The organism is Pseudomonas sp. PDM28, assembly GCF_019219115.1.
GTDB lineage: Bacteria > Pseudomonadota > Gammaproteobacteria > Pseudomonadales > Pseudomonadaceae > Aquipseudomonas > Aquipseudomonas laurylsulfatiphila.
This window is the reverse complement of record NZ_JAHUWG010000002.1, coordinates 14,010-32,443: the sequence shown is the minus strand read 5'-3', so window position 1 is coordinate 32,443 and position 18,434 is coordinate 14,010. Positions and strand designations below refer to the sequence as shown.

Genomic DNA, 18,434 nt, shown 5'->3' with positions numbered 1-18,434 from the left:
TGGGAGTTTGTCGATGAACGCACATACGAATGAAACCGCTCTCAAGGCGGCCTTGGCGATGCCCCGTGAGTTACTGATCAATGGGGAATGGCGGGCAGCAGTCGATGGTCGGACTGCTGCGATCCATGACCCTGCAACCGGCCAGGAGATCGCACAGATTTCTCACGCCGGCGAAAAGGATGTGGACGCAGCGGTGCGCGCAGCCCAAGCCGCCTTGAGCAGCACTCACTGGCGCGATATCACTCCGGCAGTCCGTGAGCGGATGATCTTGCGTTTTGCTGATTTGATCGAGGAGAACGCCGATCTATTGGCAGGTCTGGAGACGCTCAATAACGGCAAGCTGTTGGCTAACTCCCGAGGCTTCGACGTGCTCGCCGGTGCACAGTGGGTACGTTACATGGCCGGCTGGGCGACCAAGATCGAAGGTTTGGCGCTGGATGTCTCGGCGTCTGCTCCAGGGACCCGTTTCCAGGCAATCGTCAAACGCCAGCCGGCGGGCGTAGTGGCGGCCATTGTGCCTTGGAACTATCCATTGTTAATGGCGATCTGGAAGATCGCGCCAGCGCTGGCCACCGGTTGTACCTTGGTGCTGAAACCTTCTGAAGAGACACCTTTGACCGCATTAAAGCTGGCTGAATTGGCGTTGCAGGCGGGCATTCCCCCAGGTGTTTTCAATGTCATTACCGGCGATGGTGCAACGGGTGCCGCTCTGGTCCGCCATCCCGGTGTGAATAAAGTCGCGTTTACCGGATCCACCGAGGTCGGTCGGATAATTGGTCAGCAATGCGGGCATGACATAAAACGAGTGTCACTGGAATTGGGCGGTAAAAGCCCGGTCATTGTTCTGGACGATGTTGATGTGCAAGCCGTGATTGCCGGCGCCAGTAGCGCGATTTTTTATGATCAAGGGCAGGTCTGCACCGCGGGCTCGCGTTTGTATGTGCACAAGAAACACTTCGATGAAGTTGTCGATGGGGTTGCCCAGGCGGCGAAGAACTTGCGCCTGGGATCAGGCTTCGATCCGCAGAGCCAAATTGGCCCGTTGATTTCAGCCAAGCAACGCCAGCGAGTGTTGGGGCTGATCGAGACGGGTGAGCGCGAGGGCGCTGATTTGCTGGCGGGAGGTGCGGCGCCGGAGGGAGCTGGATACTTCGTCCAGCCCACAGTGTTTGCTCATACCTCGGGTAAGCCACTGACTCTGGTTAGGGAAGAAGTGTTCGGTCCAGTACTTGTGGCCCAGCCTTTCGATGACATAGAGGAAGTGATTCGTCAGGCCAACGATACCCCCTACGGTCTGGCAGCCAGTGTCTGGACGCGCGATATCAGTAACGCGTTACGGATTGCCGAGCGAATCGAGGCTGGGACGGTCTGGATCAACACCCATCTGCCGTCGGATCCGAACATCCCGTTTGGTGGTTTCAAACAGTCAGGGATAGGTCGCGAAAACGGCCGCGCAGCCATTGAGGCTTACACCGAAACCAAGTCGATCGTCATCGCCTATTGAGGCTATGTATGTCCCAAGCTTGAGGGTGTACAGCGTACACCCTCAATTGTTTGATGGGCCGTGGGGGCAGGGTTCAGGCGGTCCTTTGCATCCCGAGTGCCCAGGCAATTGAACCCTGTGCGGTCTCAAGCATCAGCTTCATGCGTTCGGTTTTAGACAGCGGAGTACGTTCAAGCCACGCCGGGATATTGTTCAAAATAGACACCATGCTTTGAACCGCAGCCTTCAAGTTGGGGGAGTACGATCCGGTCTCTGCAAGCAACGTCAGAAAGTACCCTTCATAACGTTGGCGCAGCTGCTGGATCCGCTCCTGATGTTGAGTGCAGAGATTGCGCGATTCATGCTCGGCCACTTGGAAGTACGCCCCTTTTTGCTCATGTAGGGCAATATGTGCCTGCAGCAGCGCATTCAGTTTTGCTGTGCCGTTTTTGTTCCTGCTTAATTGGCGCTGTGCATTGACCAGCAGCGTTTCGTAAAGCTCTTCGATGACTTCGAATAGAAGGCTTTCCTTGCTTTCGAAGTGGTTGTAAAGCGATCCAGCATGGATTCCGAGATGGGCTGCCAACTCGCGCATGCTCACCTGACCGAACCCCCTGATGGCGAAAAGCTCTACCGCTTTTTGACGTGCCTGAAGCTGACGTGTCAGGGTAGAAGGCAAACTTTCGACGCTTGCCAAGGACTGCCGCTCAGTCATAGCGGTAAAACCCTTGCCCGACTTTGCGACCCAGATGCCGCGCAGCAACCATTTCCTTGAGCAATGGAGCAGGGCGGTACTTGGGGTCACCGAAGCCGTCATGGAACGAATCAAGCACCGCCAGCAACGTATCGAGACCGATCAAGTCGGCCAGTGCCAGCGGGCCGATCGGTTGGTTGCAGCCCAGTTTCATGCCAGTGTCGATATCTTCCGCACTGGCCAGGCCTTCCTGCAGTGCGAAAATGGCTTCATTGATCATGGGCACCAGAATGCGATTGACTGCAAAGCCGGGGCTGTTTTTGGCCGTAATCGGCGTTTTGCCAATTTCTTTGGCGAAGGCCAACGTACGGGCATGGGTTGCATCGGAGGTTTGCAGGCCGCGAATCAACTCCACCAGTTCCATCATCGGCACCGGGTTGAAAAAGTGCAGGCCAATAAAACGCTCAGGATGGCTGACCGCTGCCGCCAGTTGGGTAATGGACAGCGATGACGTGTTACTGGCAATGATGCTTGTGGCATCGACCTGCTGGTCGATCTGTTGAAGGATGCGCAACTTCAGGTCAAGGTTTTCGGTGGCGGCTTCGATAATCAGGCTTGCGTCAGACAATGCGGAATAGTCCGTTGTCGTATGGATCCTGGTTAAAGCATTATCCTTCGATTCTTGCGTCAAAGTACCTTTGCGAACCTGGCGTTCCAGATTAGTCGCGAGGGTTTTAAGGCCTCGTGCCAATGCCTCATCGCTGACATCCACCAAAGTTACCTGCAGGCCTGCGATAGCGCACACCTGCGCGATTCCATTGCCCATGGTGCCTGCACCAATCACAGCTATTCGTTGCTTATTCATAGAATTTTCCATTGAGTCAATGTCAAACGCGCTCGAAGATCGCAGCGATCCCTTGTCCACCACCAATGCACATCGTCACCAATGCATAGCGCCCCTGGATGCGATGCAGTTCATGAATGGCCTTAGTCGTGATGATGGCGCCGGTGGCGCCCACTGGATGTCCGAGCGAAATGCCAGAGCCATTGGGATTGACCTTTGCCGGATCCAGGTCCAGCTCACGTGTCACAGCACAAGCCTGGGCCGCAAACGCTTCGTTTGATTCAATGACATCCAGATCGGCTACCGTCAAACCGGCGCGTGCCAATGCCTGGCGTGTGGCAGGGATCGGGCCGAGCCCCATCAGTTGCGGGTCGACCCCGGCATGGGCATACGCCACAAGGCGGGCGAGGGGACGCAGGTTGCTGTTCTGGATCGCCGCACCGGTTGCCAGCACCAACGCTGAGGCACCATCATTTAAGCCTGAAGCGTTGCCCGCAGTAACGGTGCCATCTTTCCTGAAAGCTGGATTCATTTTTGCCAACTGTTCTAGAGAGGTATTGCTGCGGACATATTCATCCACTTCAAAGCGCTCGATGCCTTTACGGCTGGTAATCTCAACGGGCACGATTTGGCTCAGGAAGTGCCCATTGGCAATCGCTGCGCCCGCGCGTTGCTGGCTATGTAGCGCCAGAGCGTCTTGCATTTCCCGGCTGATGCCATATCGCTCTGCAATATTTTCAGCCGTAATGCCCATATGGATGCCGTATAGAGGGTCATGCAAAATGCCGAGCATGTAGTCAATGGCTTCAAGATTGCCCAGCCGTCCGCCCCAACGTGCGCCCGGCAGCATGTAAGGGCCGCGACTCATGGATTCGACGCCACCGGCAACGGCGATTTCTGCATCACCCAGCATCAGCGACTGAGCCGCGCTAATAATCGCTTGCAGGCCAGAGCCGCATAGCCGGTTGACATTGAACGCTGGAGTTTCCTGTGGAATGCCTGCATTGAGGGCCGCGATACGCGACACGTAGGCATCTTTGGGTTCGGTTGGAATGACGTTACCCATCACCACGTGACCGATCTGTTGCGCATCACAGCCGCTCCGCATCACCGCGGTTTTTACCGCCGTAGTTGCAAGTTGCGATAGCGGCACATCTTTGAGCGAACCACCGAAGGTCCCAATAGGCGTTCTTACGGCGCTGAGAACAAAAACATCAGACGAGGACATGGTATCTCCGAGGGGTTTTTAGGTCTTCCCAAGCGGGCACACAGGTACTGGCAAGTGCCGCGAACATGATCCGCCAGGGCGTGGAATTCATTGATTCAGCGGTCCTTGAAGACCGGCTTTCTCTTTTCGATAAACGCCTGCATGCCTTCCTTCTGATCTTCAGAGGCGAATGTCGAGTGAAACAGGCGGCGTTCGAAGCGCACGCCTTCGGCGAGACTGGTCTCGAACGCGCGATTGACTGCTTCTTTGGCCATCATGTTGATGGGGGCCGACTGCTGGCAGATACCTGCGGCTATCTTGAGTGTCTCTTCAAGCAATTGGGCTGCGGGCACCAGTCGGCTCACTAGACCACAGCGTTCGGCCTCTTCGGCATCCATCATGCGTCCGGTCAGGATCATGTCCATGGCCTTGGATTTACCGATAAAGCGAGCCAATCGCTGAGTGCCGCCACCGCCGGGAATGGTGCCAATGGTTATTTCCGGCTGGCCGAATTTTGCCGTGTCGGCTGCGACGATGAAGTCACACATCATTGCAAACTCACAGCCGCCTCCTAACGCATATCCGGATACTGCAGCGACTGTGGGTTTACGAAAGGTCGCCAAACGATCCCAAGTGGCGGTTATGAAGTCGGTTTTGTAGACCTCCATGTAAGACAAATTTTTCATGGACTTGATATCGGCACCGGCGGCAAAGGCTTTTGCATTGCCAGTCAAGACAACGGCACCCACCTGTTCATCGACTTCCAAAAGATCAAGAATCTGACAAAGTTCGTCGGTTAATTCCGGGGACAATGCGTTGAGTGCCTGCGGGCGGTTGAGGGTGATCAGGGCAACTTTGCCGTGCATTTCCAGCAGGAGGTTGGCGTAGGTCATGGTAGTAGTCTCTTTGATTAGCTCTAGAGTGTGTTAACAAGGCAAATAAAATTTGTGCGATCCGTGGAGCCGACCATTGCTGACGGAATAACGCGTTCTCTCGCAGACGTTGGCCTCCACGACTGCTCCGCTAATGTGTTCGCCTGAGTACCCTCAGGCGACATCAAGCCCAACAATCGGCGCTGTCAGGGTAGTGGGTGGCGATTTGCATTGGTTTTATAGCGGTTGCAAGAGTAATGTTATGGAGTTTTTGTGTAATCGTCTGAATGGACTAGTGACTGACGCTTTATTCGTTTATGGTGATGTTTTGGTTGTATGGTTTACGGAAGTGGTTTGAAGTTATTGCTGATTTCGGCGCGTTGCGGAATTTTTTGTTTCAGTGCTTTATTAAGTTGGAATCTATCAGTGGCTCGCCTTGAACTTCACCGTTATTTACTAAGCGGAAGGAAAGTCCAAAAGCTTTAGCGATTATTCAACTTTCTTTGCTACCAATGACCTGAACTTTGAACAGGCTCGCCAAGAAGCGGAAGCGCCCGACTAGTTTTGTTTGGCATTAGCCCGCGAGATTTCGAGTTTTGATAGATTCCAAGATGGCGGATCTCAAAACCACCTAATGAGTTTGCGGACTCCTGGAGCGCCATGGGCAATCCGCTTTTCACTAAGAGCATGAAGGTGCATCCACAGGTGTTTACGTGCGCAAGCTGCTTCGGAAAATTTATCATTTATCCCGTAAGCATCTTCTTAAAGAAGATCCATTTTTGGTGGTGCCGCTCGAATCGCGAGCCCGCCAAACGAGGAACCCGCATCTACGTAGCGCAGAGCTGATTTGATGTCCTTCCAACCGACGTAACTCATCAGTGATTTGATATCCCAGCCATTCGCAGATGCCCAGGTCGCGAATCCGCGGCGCATGGAGTGGCTGCTGTACATATCCGCCGGGACACCAGCTTGCTTAAAAATGCGGCGGAGTAGCGGGATCAAGCTGTTGGGGTTAATTCCGCCCTCACCGAGATTCCCCCAGCGATCCACTTTTCTGAACACGGGCCCGCGGGCAATGCCGGCAACGGTGATCCAGTTGATGTAAGCGTGGGCGGGGCAGAGCTTCTTTAGAGCGGGAGTGTGGAACGTCGTCCCTAAGTGTTGCCGATCGCCTTTTGTATGCGGCAGATAAAACGTGATGCCGGCGCTGGCCTCCGCCTGAGTGTGTTCGACCTGCAGGCGAGCCAGTTCGTCACTTCGGAAACCCCGCCAGAATCCAATCAGAATCAGAGCAATGTCTCGTCGATGCCTGATCACGCTTTTGTAGTCATCGCGTTCAGCAGCCAGGGCCGCCTCTCGCTCAAGCCAACTCACCGCTTGTTCAAGGTGAAGTAGAAGGAGAGGGGCGGCCTGTTTCTCTTGGGTCGGATGCAGTGTCCGGATGCCCTTGATCATCTGCTTAACGGTCGGTGTCTTCGTCGGATCCGGGAAGCCCTGCGTGATGTGCCACTGAGCCAGTGCGGCCAAGCGTTGCTTTAGCGTGCTGATGGCGTGCTTGTCCGCGTACTCGGCGAGGTAACGCACGATGCCATCCCCGGTCGCCGGCAAGAAACCACCCCAGGTCACTTCGAAGTGTTCCACCGCCGCGCGGTAGCTGCGCCGGGTGTTTTCCCGGGTGCCGGCCTGCAGGTAACGATCCGCCTTGTTCATCTCGACCCTTCTACACGAAACGTACCTTTTCCGGCGATGGAAAAGGCCAAAATCAGTTCTATGATGCGATAACGCTCGATTATTTTATCAAAGAATCACCCTTATATTGTTCTTTTATAGCAGGAAAGTGATATGTATATACGTGGTATGTAAAACAGTACGAAATCGTAGGAGAGAAAAATGGCACGCGGCGGAATTAACAAGGCGATTGTCCATAAAGCCCGGGAATCGCTGCTTGCTCGGGGAGAGAATCCGAGCATCGACGCCGTGCGCATCGAGTTGGGAAATACCGGCTCAAAAACCACTATTCACCGTTATTTGAAGGAAATAGAAGATTTTGACCCCCGGCCGCGAGCCTCTAGAGAGCGGCTGAGTGATGAATTAACCGAGCTTGTTGCCGGCCTCTTAGAGCGAATGACGGAGGAGGGCGGCGAAGCTCTTGCATACGCCCAGGCGCGCTTCGACGAGCAGCGTAGCGAGCTCGAGCAAAAGCTCGACGGCTTGAGTGCCGAACTCACCTCATTGCAGCGTGAAGTGGATAGTCAGAAAGGGGCGTTAGCGCTTCAAGCGGATGAGTTGCAGATTTGTCAGACAAGCCTGCAAGCCGAGCTCACCCGCAATGCTCGCTTGAGCCAAAGCTGTGCTGACCTAGGGGTACGGGTGCATGAGAAAGACGAGCAGATTCGCTCGCTGGAAGAAAAGCACTCGCATGCTCGTGACGCACTTGAGCACTACCGATCGGCCGTAAAGGATCAGCGCGACCAAGAGCAACGTCGTCACGAAGGGCAGGTGCAGCAAGTTCAGGTTGAGCTGCGACAGCTGCAGCAAACGTTGATGCTCAAGCAGGATGAGCTGACTCGACTGAACAGAGATAATGAGCGCCTACTGAGTGAGGCTCGCCAGCAGAGTAAAGTGGTCGCGACGCAGGAAGACGCGGCGCTTCGATTGACCGGTGAGATTACTGCAATGAAGACAGCTGCTGCCAAGGCAGTCGGAGCGAAGGAAGCGTTTCAAGAGCAGCTCGGTACGTCGCGCGCCGAATCTAAGCGACTAGAGGAGGACCTGGCACAGGCAAGCGCGCAATTGGCCGAAGCCCAAAGACTGTCGGAACAATATTCTGCGGAGCTCACTCAGTTGCGGCAAGCCACGGCTCATCCAAACACTGACAATGAAAGCTCCCCACGATAAGGGAAGAGGAGAGCTAACTTGATCAAGTTTGACATGGTGTATAGCATTTTTGTGGCAAGCCCTTCTGACCTCAAACATGCGCATGAGCGCCTGAACCAGATGGTTACCTCGGGCCATTATTCGGGGCCAGTGAAGCGTGCTGGGCGACTGAAGTCTCCAGCGAAGAAGGTGGCGCCCAAAATGGACACGGGGGAGCCTCATGTGTATCAGGGGTGAAGTAACGCCGCTGTGAGCTTCTAGAGATTGTTTTATGTTGCATACCAAAAACACTTCCGCGTTCGCTTGCACAACGCTGTAGCTGTAAACGATCTTCGGATATCAGCGGCGGCAATCGGGGATAAACTGCCGGCATCGACAGACCGTACTAGGTCGATTCCCATCAATGACATCAGGCCTGGATCCCCCATCCTAAAGAGATCGTTCGAGTCATTCGCCAAGTGAAAAGCGTTCCACACCTTGCCCGCAAGCCTTGGGAAAGTTCTCTTACATTGACTTGATCGAAACCACTTCCACAAATCGGAATTTTTTCTTGGCTGCCCTCGTAGCTTCTTGCTCGGCTAAAATGGTACTTAACGTATCGGCCTCATGAACCATCTCGTGCGTCTCGCCTTCAAATTCATTGCCCACTCGAAGTGTGACTCTCAGCCTGGGTGTAAATGTTTTCGCGACTTTCTTTTTCTCGGCCACTTTTGCTGGTTGTCTGATCACGATATCCGAGACGGGCTTCTGCGCTGGGGATTCACTGGATTGCGGAGCTTGCTCGCTACCACCGAACAGCGCGCGGCGCATTTCTTCTTCAGTTAAATCTGGATTCATGCCAATTCTCAAGAGGGGGAGGTTATGAGCAGCGAGTGCATTCTATCAGCATGGCGAGTTTGTCCAGTCGATAGTCCCACCTACTCAGATCCAATTGGGTAATGACACGGACTTGCCCACCCATTTGCATTCGATTTGACCCGTCATTTGCATCGGATTTGACCAGCACAATTCTTGGACATGACCGGCAGAGAACGGCCAATAACTGTCCTTCGCGGAGTCCGGTTTCGGGTCGGAAACTGCCGCTTGAGAGAACCACCGACGTGCTCGCCAAATGGGATCTTGGTATCTCGCACTTGCTCTACCTACGCATTGAGAGCAGCTGATTCTTTGTGTGCGGAAGCAGGACCACTATGCCATACAGTCAGGTTGTCAAAAGGCGACGGAGTCGCGGGCGTCGTCATCCAGACTCAGAGCTCGCCGGCCACCAGGTAGCGACTGGTGCACTATCCTTACAACCTCACGGACTTAGAGGTTAAAGCATGACTATATACGAGGAAGTGCTGGTTTGGTCGGAAAGGCTGCCGCCGTGGCGCAGCGACGCCTTGCGCCGTTTGTGTGTCCAGGGTGACTGGATTGATCAGGATCTTGTCGAAATTCTCGATCTCGCTAAGCAACACCATGGTGTGCGAAGCGCATTTCTGCCGGTTCTTCAGCCTGTCCTATTCGCCGCAGACCATTTTCCCGCCGAGGCGAATCGGGACCACACCGTCGTATTGCAGTCCCTGCATTCACTTACTAACGTGGGGAAGATCCCGAACAGTCAGGCTCTGAACTTCCAGCCGCATGGTCTCACCATCGTGTACGGCGGAAACGGCACGGGGAAGTCCGGTTACGCACGGGTGCTGAAGCAGGCGTGCCGTGCTCGGAGCCCAGGTGCTGTCTACGCCAATGCTTACGCTGCGGATTACCAGCAACTCATACCAAGCGCTGCTATTGACTTCGCGCTGGACGGCGCTGCCGAACAGACAACCTGGAGCAGTCATCGCGATAACATACCGCAGCCAGAACTCCGGGGCATTTCCGTTTTCGATGGCGACTGCGCTCGGCATTACCTCCAGTCACGAGAAGCTGCCAACTTTCAGCCATCTGCTCTGACTTATCTCCAGCAGTTGGCGAATGGACTCAATCAGGCTCTGCGCCCCGCGCTACAGGCTGAGATCACGGGCCTTGCAACAGACACGACACCGTTCACTGTCATTCCGTCCGACACCGATGCCGGACGGGCGGTGCATCCGATTGGCCCAACCACTGATCTGACGCGAGCGCTTGAATTGGCTACGCTCGCCGATGATGAGCAGGCAGAGCGTCTACGACTTCCGCAGGAAATCAGCGAAGCGGACCCAACTGCCCAGGCCTCGCTACTTGACCATGCTGCAACGCGGGTCGATGAATTGGCCAGCCTCATCGCTGTGGTGGCCAGCGTAGTGTCTAATGAGGCTATCGATGCCAAGCACCAGGTACATCGAGCCGTCGTTGAGGCTGAGACAGCTGAACGTGCAGCGTCCGCCATGTTGCAGGCAGGAGATGCTACACAGCTACTTCCTGGAACGGGGCAAGGTCCTTGGGCGTTGCTATTCAACGCTGCTCGTGAGTACTCGTCCAGCACTGCATATTCAGGACAGGCCTTCCCGGTCACCTATGACGATGCAGTCTGTGTACTTTGCCAACAAAAGCTCAGTCCTGAAGCGCAGGACCGCTTGCAGCGATTCGATCACTACATTCGAGACCGGGCGGCGGAGACTGCTCAGGCTGCACGCAACGCTTGGCAGCAGATCGTTCGAGAAGTCGGTCCCGCAAGTGTCGACTTCACAGTTGCCCCTAACATGCTGGAGAGCCTGAGGGCGCGTGTGCCAGCGCTTCCGGACGACATCCAGACCTTTCAGAATGACTTGGTCGCCCGACTTCAGTGGCTCAAAAGTGCGGTGGCTACTGGGGTATGGCAGGACTGTCCTGGGTATCGTGGTGCGAATCCGGTGGCGTCGATCACTCAGGTTGCGGAAGTACTTCGCGTAGAAGCGGGCCGCCTGCGCGCAAACATGGACGCAGAGGCCTTAGCGGCCAAGAAGCTACGGTTGAAAGAGCTGGAAGCGCGGCAGCTACTTTCCGAGCATATCGAAGGCATAGCACGGGTGATTGAAAACCTGGCCCACAGGGCTCGGCTCCAGAATTGCCTAAATGACATTGCAGCCACACGGCCGATGAGCGTGCTGGCTGGCCAACTGACTCGGACTTACATCAGTGAGGCTCTGGCTGGACGCATGAACGAGGAGCTCACTAGGCTGGAGCTTAGGCACGTTGAAGCTGGAGTCAGCTCAGCCGGTGAGGCCGGGGCAGTTCGCCTGGGAATTCAGCTGTTGGACTGCCAGCTTGCCCCGCACCAAGTGTTGAGCGAGGCAGAGCAGCGTATGTGTGCGCTTGCCTACTTCTTCGCTGAGCTTCACCAGTCGGGATCGACTTCCGGAATCGTTTTCGACGACCCGGTCTCAAGCCTCGACCACAGCCATCGAACCGCCGTCGCGCAACGAATTGTCGAAGAGTCCGCCAACCGGCAAGTCATTGTATTCACCCACGACGCTGTATTCTTTGGTGAACTGTTAACGCTCTGCCAAGATGCGGGTCTGGCACCTGAAGTGAGGTCGATCAGCTACCGGGCGGAAGGCCCTGGCTACGTCGATGCCGGTTTGCCGTATGACATGCGCCGGCACCGCGAGCGCATCGCGCAACACCGTCGTGACCAGCAGCAAATTGCAGCAACCTTCAACAGCCCTCCCGGAGACACTGAGCGGTATGCGATCCGTAATGCATACAGTGATCTTCGCGTGACGATCGAAATCGGTATCGAGGACACGATACTCAACGAAACTGTTGTCCGGTTCCGCGATGGAATTTCAGTAGGTCGGCTTAACGGCGTGATGGCTGTGCTGGAGCAGGAATTCCGTGAAGTGCAACGCCTGCACGACCGATGCTGCCGCAATGTGAGCGCGCATTCACATGCGGCCGGCCAGCAGCGTCCCGTAACACATCCTGATGAGTTGCTTGGGGATATTGAGGCCGTGAACACGTTGTTTACGCGTATCCGAAGCCGAAGGGGCTGAGTCGGCCGTTACGTTAGCATCTTTGCAGTGCCTGACAACCTCCGGCGCGAGGCTGCTTACGGCAAAAGCGGGCACGACAGTTCGGCCATCCCGCGTGGGGCTCGACTCGTTTTGTCCATATCTCTAATGGTTAAGGTCATGGAAAAAATAGGGGCGTGCTACCATATAGCCATCTTTTCCCAAGAAGTTTTTCTGCCTCTAGGTATTCGCCATGGACGATGTAGTCATAACGCATTTGGATGTGTACCAGAGCTGGCAAAACCATCTCTTCAATTTCAGTATCGACGATCCCAAGACGAACGCACCCGGGCTGCGCAAGCCGCAACTGGCTGCGCTTTACGCCACCTTGGGGCACCTGGTGATTGATCCTTCTTCGACCGCCACGGTGGTAATGCCGACCGGTACAGGGAAGACTGACACCATGCTCGCACTAATCATCGCTGCGAGGATGGCCAGAACCTTGATCCTGGTTCCCTCGGATGCCCTCAGAACACAGTTGGTGGGCAAGTGCACGGAGATGAAGACACTCCGCACCGTGGGGGCGGTATCGGACATAGCGCGCAACCCCATTGTTGCAGCCATCGATTCGAAGCTGTCTCAGGCACAGGTTGCAGAATTAGCTACTGCCAACATCATTGTGGCCACCCCCCAGGCCCTATTGCTATTTGAAGACGCTGCCTTGGGGGCGCTGGTGAACACGTGCAGCCACCTGATGATCGATGAGGCTCACCATGTGGTGGCAGCGAGCTGGAACCGAATCAAAACCGCCTTCAGCGGCAAACCTTGTATTCAGTTCACAGCGACGCCATTCCGGGAGGATGGTCTGGCTCTGGCCGGCAAGATCATCTACAACTACCCGCTCAGGGATGCGCAGCTTGATGGCTATTTCAAAGGCATCGAGTTCCATCCGGTACGAGAATACAACCTCAAGCTGTCTGACCAGGCCATCGCAGACAAGGCGGTTGAGCTGCTCCGGGCTGACCTCAAGGATGGGTACAACCATTTGATGATGGTGCGAGCCAAGTCGCACAAGCGGGCGACAGACCTGTTTGAGATTTATAAGCAGCACGTCGACCTAACGCCAGTCCTGATTCACAGCAAGGTGCCGAACCAAGCCAGAGTGATGGCGGAGATCGTCGAGAAGAAGCACCGGATCATCGTCTGCGTCGACATGCTTGGGGAAGGCTTCGATCTGCCTGAGCTCAAAATCGCCGCAATTCATGATCAACATCAAAGCCCCGCGGTGACGCTCCAGTTCATTGGTCGGTTGACGAGGGTTGATGCCGCCCTTGGTGATGCCAAGTTCGTGGCGAACATCGCTAATCAGAAAACCGACCACCAGATGGCAGAACTCTACAAGGAGAGTGCTGACTGGGGTGCAGTCATTCGCAACGTGAGCGAGCAAAAGGTAGGTCGGGAAATTGAGAGGGCGGACTTCAACGAGCAGTTTGCTGACGGTGACGATGCCCAAGTGATTTTTGGGCTGAACCCGAACCCCAAGATCAGCGCCGTGGCGTATCACGTCTCCTCTAAAGACTGGACACCACAGCGTGCGCAGGGTCTGGATGGACGCAGGGAAACACTGCAGTACATCTCGATCAATGATCAGGCCGATACCGTCATTGCCGTGACTCGGCGAGAGACTATGGTTGGGTGGGCTCAGACCGAAGAAATCGTCGATACCAATTGGAATCTGTACATTGCTTTCTATAACAAGGCGCAGAAAACCCTGTTCATTCACACCTCAGGTGACGATACCCAGGCAACTCGCTTTCTCAACTTGGTAGCCAAAGACCCTCGTCGCATCAATGGTGAGCCGACCTTCCGTGCGCTCCACGACATCAAGCTGATGAAGCTGCAGAACGTTGGCCTGTCCCGCGCCCGGAAAGACCTGCGATTCACGATGCACGTGGGGCGCGATATCAACCAGGTGATTAGCGACATCGAGAAAGGTAATGCGACAAAGTCCAACATCTTCGCCACCGGTTTTGAGGATGGAGAACGAACCACTGTGGGCTGCTCGCACAAGGGCAAGATTTGGGAGATGAACTCCTCTCCAATCAACTACTGGGTCGAGTGGTGCAAGCGCATGTCAGTCAAACTCAACGACAACACCATCGACCCTGCTGACGTACTCAAAAATGTCATGCGCGTTGACCAAATCAAGGACAGATGGCCAGAAGGCCTGTTCTACGCCGACTGGCCTGTGTCGATCGCGATCGAAAACGAGCAAAGGATCTCGCTATATTTTCAGGGAGAGACTTTCAACCTTCTCGACGTCGAGCTTGGTAAGCCTGAGTACAGTGGAGTGCGGACGCTGGAGATCCCCGTCCTTGTCGTGGGTAACGAAGGCGAAGAACGTCGCCTCACTACCATCGCCATCAAGTTGTTGGAGGACGGATACAAGACCTCCTGCCCAGGTGTGAAGATCCTTTACCCCCACGAAATGCCACTGGACTCCTACCTGGATGCAGAGCCGCTTGTTTTGCTCAAGGTCGACGGTTCCATGGTGCAAGGCAACTACCGTCAGTACTCGCTCAACAGCATGGATGTAAAATTGCCTGCCGGTTTGCTCGAGCCTTGGGATTGGGGAACGACGAAAATCCATCAAGAGTCCATGCGTGCAGACCGACGTAAGGACTCAGTACAAGGCTTCACCTTTGACAAGATCGCTGATGACTACTCCATAGTCTTCAACGATGACGGCAAAGGCGAAATTGCTGATCTCGTGGCAATTCGGGAAAACAAGGACGCCATTTACGTCGACCTTTACCATTGCAAATTCTGCCCCGTGACGGACGCCCCCGGGGCCCGCGTCGCCGACGTATATGAAGTATGCGGTCAGGCGTCGAGATCGGTGAAATGGCTGTACACGGACGATAAGTTCTTCAACCGACTGATGGATCGTTATCAGCAATCACTGCTGAAGGACTTCGACAGAATCCTGAAGGGCACGCCTCAGCAGTTGGAGATACTGCGCAACAAATGCCACGACCATGAGCTGATCTTCAAATTTGTGATCGTCCAACCCGCAATATCAGCGAAGAAGGTGTCGAAGGAACAGTTGGCCGTCTTGGGAACGAGCTACTCATACATCAAGAGTATCTCGGGCTCGGACATCAAGGTCATTGTCAGCCCTTAATTAAATTGCACCAGCGGAATTGCAGATGATTCCGCTGATGTCATGCTGTGATCTGCGGTTCCGATAAGCGACCGTCAGCTTCTGGCCGTTCACTGCCGTTCATGTTGGCTAAGCGTGTGGGTCAAGTCAGATCCAAATGGCTGGTCAGGTCGATTGCAAATGAGTGGTCGAGTCAGAGCAGTTGCCCAGATATCAGCAGATTGGAAAAGTCCTCCCTCAACCAGCGGTGATTTGATCTATCTGAAACGATCATCCGAATTCATTGCTAGTTGTCCAACCGCCTACGCGATAACCCGCTTGCCACCAAACATTTCATTGAGCGAGTTCCTAGGATTCTACGCACAACTACAGATTTATCTCGATAGCGCCTGGAAATCCAGGTGTAATCGGCCTGCGAGCGCTGTGTCACCCCCCATGTGTTGGGTGGCGCCGTCAGTGCGCTGAGGTAGCAGAATGGAATAACAGGCTACTCTGTCTAAAATCTGGTCAGGGGATCGGCCATGCGCACCACTTACAGCAAAAGCCAAGCTCGCCGCCGTATGCTGGTGCTGGTTGCGCAGGGGCAGACGTTCGTCATCACCCAGAAAGGAAAAGCGGCTTTTCTGCTAGTACAGGTCGAAGCAACAGGGCGTACAGATTGAAAAACCTGACTCGCCAATCCTTAACCCAAAACGGACAGCGTCTTAATGGCAGCGAAATCCCTTCACAGCGCGTAGGTTTATCAACCATCAACAGTCATTGCGGGCGTAGATTGAGTGCGAAGTCCATCGAATCCTGCGGGAAGAGGCAGAAGGGTAAACACAGATTTTGAAAAGCGATGTTTCCAGTTTGGCTGACAGTTTATTAGACGACTAAGGGGCAATTCGCGTCGCCTTATAGTCGAGACCACTGCATTACCTCACCCAACCATAGGGCGTCCCATTTCGTGCGAACCCCAAACCTTGAAAAACTGCTCAGTCAGACCCTTGAGGTCGTTATTCGTGCCGGGCAACTACTAATTGCCGAGTGGGCGAGAGTTGACGGACCTCGGGGTCAAGGTGACAAGGCCGCCGTAGACGAAGAAATCGAACAGTTCTTACATCAGCATCTACTGAAGCTGCTTCCTTGCGACTTCTGGGGAGAAGAGACCGGACATCTTCTGACCGGCCATCCGTGGTGCTGGGTAGTTGACCCGAACGACGGGACCGCAGATTTTCTCAAGGGGCTCAAAGGCTCATCCCTTTCCATCGGTCTATTGCACAAACAGTCGCCGGTATTAGGTGTTGTGTATGCCCCCGTCACCGTTGAGGGAACGCCTGATTGCATTGCTTGGGCAGAAGGGATGGCCGAGGTGAACCGCAATGGACAGTCGGTCACGTCACGGCTTACGACCAAAACGCTGTCGAGCGACGAGTTCGTGATGGTCAGTGCCGCCGCAATCAATAAGCCTGAACTTAATAGCGAGCTCTGCAGCCCCAGCACTTTTGTAGCAATGCCATCCATTGCCTACAGGCTCGCCAAAGTCGCCGCCGGGGAGGGGGTCTGTGGCGTCTCTCTTTATCCGGTTTCAGCACATGACGTTGTCGCGGGCCACGCACTCTTGATAGGAGCGGGCGGCGTTTTATTTGATGAGCGAGGCGAAGTGATTACCTACGTTACCGAAGCCAATATGCAAACGGTTTCACAACGGTGCTTCGGTGGTTCAGTGGCCGCGTGCCGGGTCTTGCTGGCTCGTGAATGGGATCTTATTTTCACTTAATACCCAACCAACCCGCTGCCCAACTTATTCGAGCAACTGGTATCGTTTGTATTTGACCGATTCAACTGTACACAGCCCGCAAGAGCCCAACCGAAAACCTCTCTAATGAAATCTCCTAAAACCCAGGCGTCGATTAGCGGAACGCTTACGCTCCGAATTTTGAATCTAGGCAGGACCTCCCCATTCCAGCGCTTGAAGTACCCGACGAACCTGCTTGCCTCCAATCTCAGTGCCACAGAGCAGTACTGGCGTATCTCCGCCGAGGGCTTTGTTTGGCTTCGACATCCAGCACGCGGCCATATTTCTATTTTGGAACACCTGTTCAGCCAAATGGCAGACCACGGCAACACGATCTAGCCGTTCTGAAGCGACGGAGTTGAGGGGCTTTTGCTCACGGCTACGTCGCTTGAACGTGGAGATTGACGTGTTGAGGAGTATCTCTAAGCTATGCCCCTGGAGGTCAAAAGCTATGCAAACCACCTGGAAAAGCTCAGCGGAAAACCCTGCTTTGATCTGGAGCAATCGCTCTGAGTCCTTCAGTAAAACGCGATTGGCGCTGAAATCCGAGAATGCGGCGATAGCGGCATCACGCAATTCGCCTTTCTTGTTTAGCTGACGCCGAGCGGTCGTTGGGGTATTCATTGTTTCAGTATGGATGAGCAACGGGAAACCTGGATGGAGCCTTCCGGGAAGGGGGCGGCGAACCGTCACCAAAAAATCATCGCGCAATTGTAGAGCTGAATACGGGCCCCGAAGCTCCGAAAGGCAAAGTGTCGCTATGTTCCTCTATTCGTCCCGCCAAAGCCACGTCATCTCGAGTTGGAAAGTGCCGTAACAAAAACTTGGCATCACGTCTTACCCGATCTGGAAGCGAATTATCTCGGCATAGCTCAACTAAAAATTCGCGAGTCTGCACCACCGCGCGGGAACGCTCGTCTGGCATCGTCATTATTCATCTCCATGAGGACGGATGCGACGCTCCGCTACAGCCTGCTGAGTTGGCCATGAAATAGCATGACGAAGTGCGGCCTGCATCCAGGTAGGAATCTCACAGTCCGCGATTTTCTTGAATTCAGACGGAGCCATTTTAGCTTTGATACTAGCTATGACCGTATCGCTCACGCCATTTTTGCCTAAGTAGAAGAGGGCGCAAAGCGCTAATCCGACGATCGTGCCAGCATGCTGTAGTTTTTGAGAGGCAACGTGGAGCAAACGTATGCGCTTCGCCCCAACTTTCACCTCGCGGCTAGCGCCACTCGTATAATAAACCGGTCTGATCTGCATCTGAGTGCTCAATCCGAAATACCTGACAGCCTCTGCACCATGTACCTGAATAATTTCACGATTATGACTAGCGATTGCTCCTAGGACTGACTTAGTACTTGGTCGCACATAACCAGTGAAGTGGCTCAGCTTTGGTCGCATGTAAATACCACGACTCAGTCGCTCCAGCTCACCTGATGCAGCAAGGCGAGATAAGGCTTTGGCCACAGCCCCTGGCGAACCTAAATTAGCAAAGCGATTGATACTGAAAGGCTGCGCTTTCGGGGTGTACTTGAGGCGTTTGACGATATTGGCGGTAACAGACATGACACACCAGTCTTGAGCGTTTGAGGCGGTGCTGCGACGATTTAGGCATAGC

At 54.5% G+C, this 18,434-nt stretch carries 15 protein-coding genes; 6 read left to right on the top strand and 9 right to left on the bottom strand.

The genetic code is table 11. From position 1 onward, the window contains the following. The first annotated feature begins 13 nt into the window (after positions 1 to 13). Complete coding sequence (locus tag KW841_RS03515; protein WP_256357694.1) at positions 14 to 1,504, top strand: aldehyde dehydrogenase; 1,491 nt, start codon at positions 14 to 16, stop codon at positions 1,502 to 1,504. A gap of 73 nt (positions 1,505 to 1,577) precedes the next feature. Here KW841_RS03515 and KW841_RS03510 read toward each other — a convergent pair whose 3' ends face one another. The 5 genes from KW841_RS03510 to KW841_RS03490 all read right to left on the bottom strand — a co-directional run bounded on the left by KW841_RS03510 (position 1,578) and on the right by KW841_RS03490 (position 6,810). Beyond that, the gene (locus KW841_RS03510; protein ID WP_218473555.1) at positions 1,578 to 2,246 is read right to left on the bottom strand and encodes a TetR/AcrR family transcriptional regulator; all 669 of its coding nucleotides are present in this window, start codon (positions 2,244 to 2,246) and stop codon (positions 1,578 to 1,580) included. Continuing rightward, entirely contained in the window at positions 2,191 to 3,042 is an 852-nt protein-coding gene (locus KW841_RS03505; protein ID WP_218474535.1) for a 3-hydroxybutyryl-CoA dehydrogenase, read from the bottom strand. Before KW841_RS03505 ends, KW841_RS03510 begins: the two co-directional genes overlap by 56 nt. 22 nt (positions 3,043 to 3,064) lie before the next feature. Next, entirely contained in the window at positions 3,065 to 4,249 is a 1,185-nt protein-coding gene (locus KW841_RS03500) for an acetyl-CoA C-acyltransferase family protein (protein WP_218473553.1), read from the bottom strand. 95 nt (positions 4,250 to 4,344) lie between these two features. Continuing rightward, positions 4,345 to 5,121, bottom strand: coding sequence for an enoyl-CoA hydratase (locus tag KW841_RS03495; RefSeq protein WP_218473550.1), 777 nt, complete (start codon positions 5,119 to 5,121; stop codon positions 4,345 to 4,347). A gap of 741 nt (positions 5,122 to 5,862) precedes the next feature. Beyond that, positions 5,863 to 6,810, bottom strand: a complete 948-nt coding sequence (locus KW841_RS03490; RefSeq protein WP_218473548.1) for a site-specific integrase — start codon at positions 6,808 to 6,810, stop codon at positions 5,863 to 5,865. Positions 6,811 to 6,990: 180 nt separating this feature from the next. On the opposite strand from KW841_RS03490, the gene KW841_RS03485 reads away from it, so the two are divergent. Continuing rightward, positions 6,991 to 7,998, top strand: a complete 1,008-nt coding sequence (locus tag KW841_RS03485) for a DNA-binding protein (RefSeq protein WP_218473546.1) — start codon at positions 6,991 to 6,993, stop codon at positions 7,996 to 7,998. A 483-nt stretch (positions 7,999 to 8,481) separates the two neighbouring features. Here the strand turns inward: KW841_RS03485 and KW841_RS03480 are convergent, their stop codons facing one another. Then, a complete protein-coding gene (locus KW841_RS03480) occupies positions 8,482 to 8,814 on the bottom strand; it encodes a hypothetical protein (RefSeq protein ID WP_074876652.1) in 333 nt (110 codons plus the stop codon). Between the two features lie 482 nt (positions 8,815 to 9,296). Here KW841_RS03480 and KW841_RS03475 point away from each other — a divergent pair, with 482 nt between their 5' ends. From KW841_RS03475 to KW841_RS03460, 4 genes are all read left to right on the top strand, one after another. Continuing rightward, on the top strand, positions 9,297 to 11,912 hold the full coding sequence (locus KW841_RS03475; protein WP_218473543.1) for an AAA family ATPase: 2,616 nt from the start codon (positions 9,297 to 9,299) through the stop codon (positions 11,910 to 11,912). 211 nt (positions 11,913 to 12,123) lie between these two features. After that, complete coding sequence (locus tag KW841_RS03470; protein ID WP_074876656.1) at positions 12,124 to 15,054, top strand: DEAD/DEAH box helicase; 2,931 nt, start codon at positions 12,124 to 12,126, stop codon at positions 15,052 to 15,054. Between the two features lie 500 nt (positions 15,055 to 15,554). Beyond that, positions 15,555 to 15,695, top strand: coding sequence for a hypothetical protein (locus tag KW841_RS03465; RefSeq protein ID WP_159439168.1), 141 nt, complete (start codon positions 15,555 to 15,557; stop codon positions 15,693 to 15,695). 284 nt (positions 15,696 to 15,979) lie between these two features. Then, positions 15,980 to 16,792 carry an inositol monophosphatase family protein gene (locus KW841_RS03460; RefSeq protein ID WP_074876658.1) on the top strand — a complete coding sequence of 271 codons (813 nt, stop codon included), beginning with the start codon at positions 15,980 to 15,982 and terminating at the stop codon, positions 16,790 to 16,792. 165 nt (positions 16,793 to 16,957) lie between these two features. On the opposite strand, the gene KW841_RS03455 is transcribed toward KW841_RS03460, so the two are convergent. Genes KW841_RS03455 through KW841_RS03450 form a run of 3 tightly spaced genes read right to left on the bottom strand, consistent with a single transcriptional unit; the run spans position 16,958 to position 18,382 of the window. Further along, positions 16,958 to 17,455, bottom strand: a complete 498-nt coding sequence (locus KW841_RS03455) for an antitoxin Xre/MbcA/ParS toxin-binding domain-containing protein (RefSeq protein ID WP_315903115.1) — start codon at positions 17,453 to 17,455, stop codon at positions 16,958 to 16,960. 55 nt (positions 17,456 to 17,510) lie between these two features. Next, a complete protein-coding gene (locus tag KW841_RS29550) occupies positions 17,511 to 17,735 on the bottom strand; it encodes a BPSL0761 family protein (protein WP_305729864.1) in 225 nt (74 codons plus the stop codon). 5 nt (positions 17,736 to 17,740) lie between these two features. Next, a complete protein-coding gene (locus KW841_RS03450; RefSeq protein ID WP_222586637.1) occupies positions 17,741 to 18,382 on the bottom strand; it encodes a DUF6088 family protein in 642 nt (213 codons plus the stop codon). Positions 18,383 to 18,434: the final 52 nt, after the last annotated feature.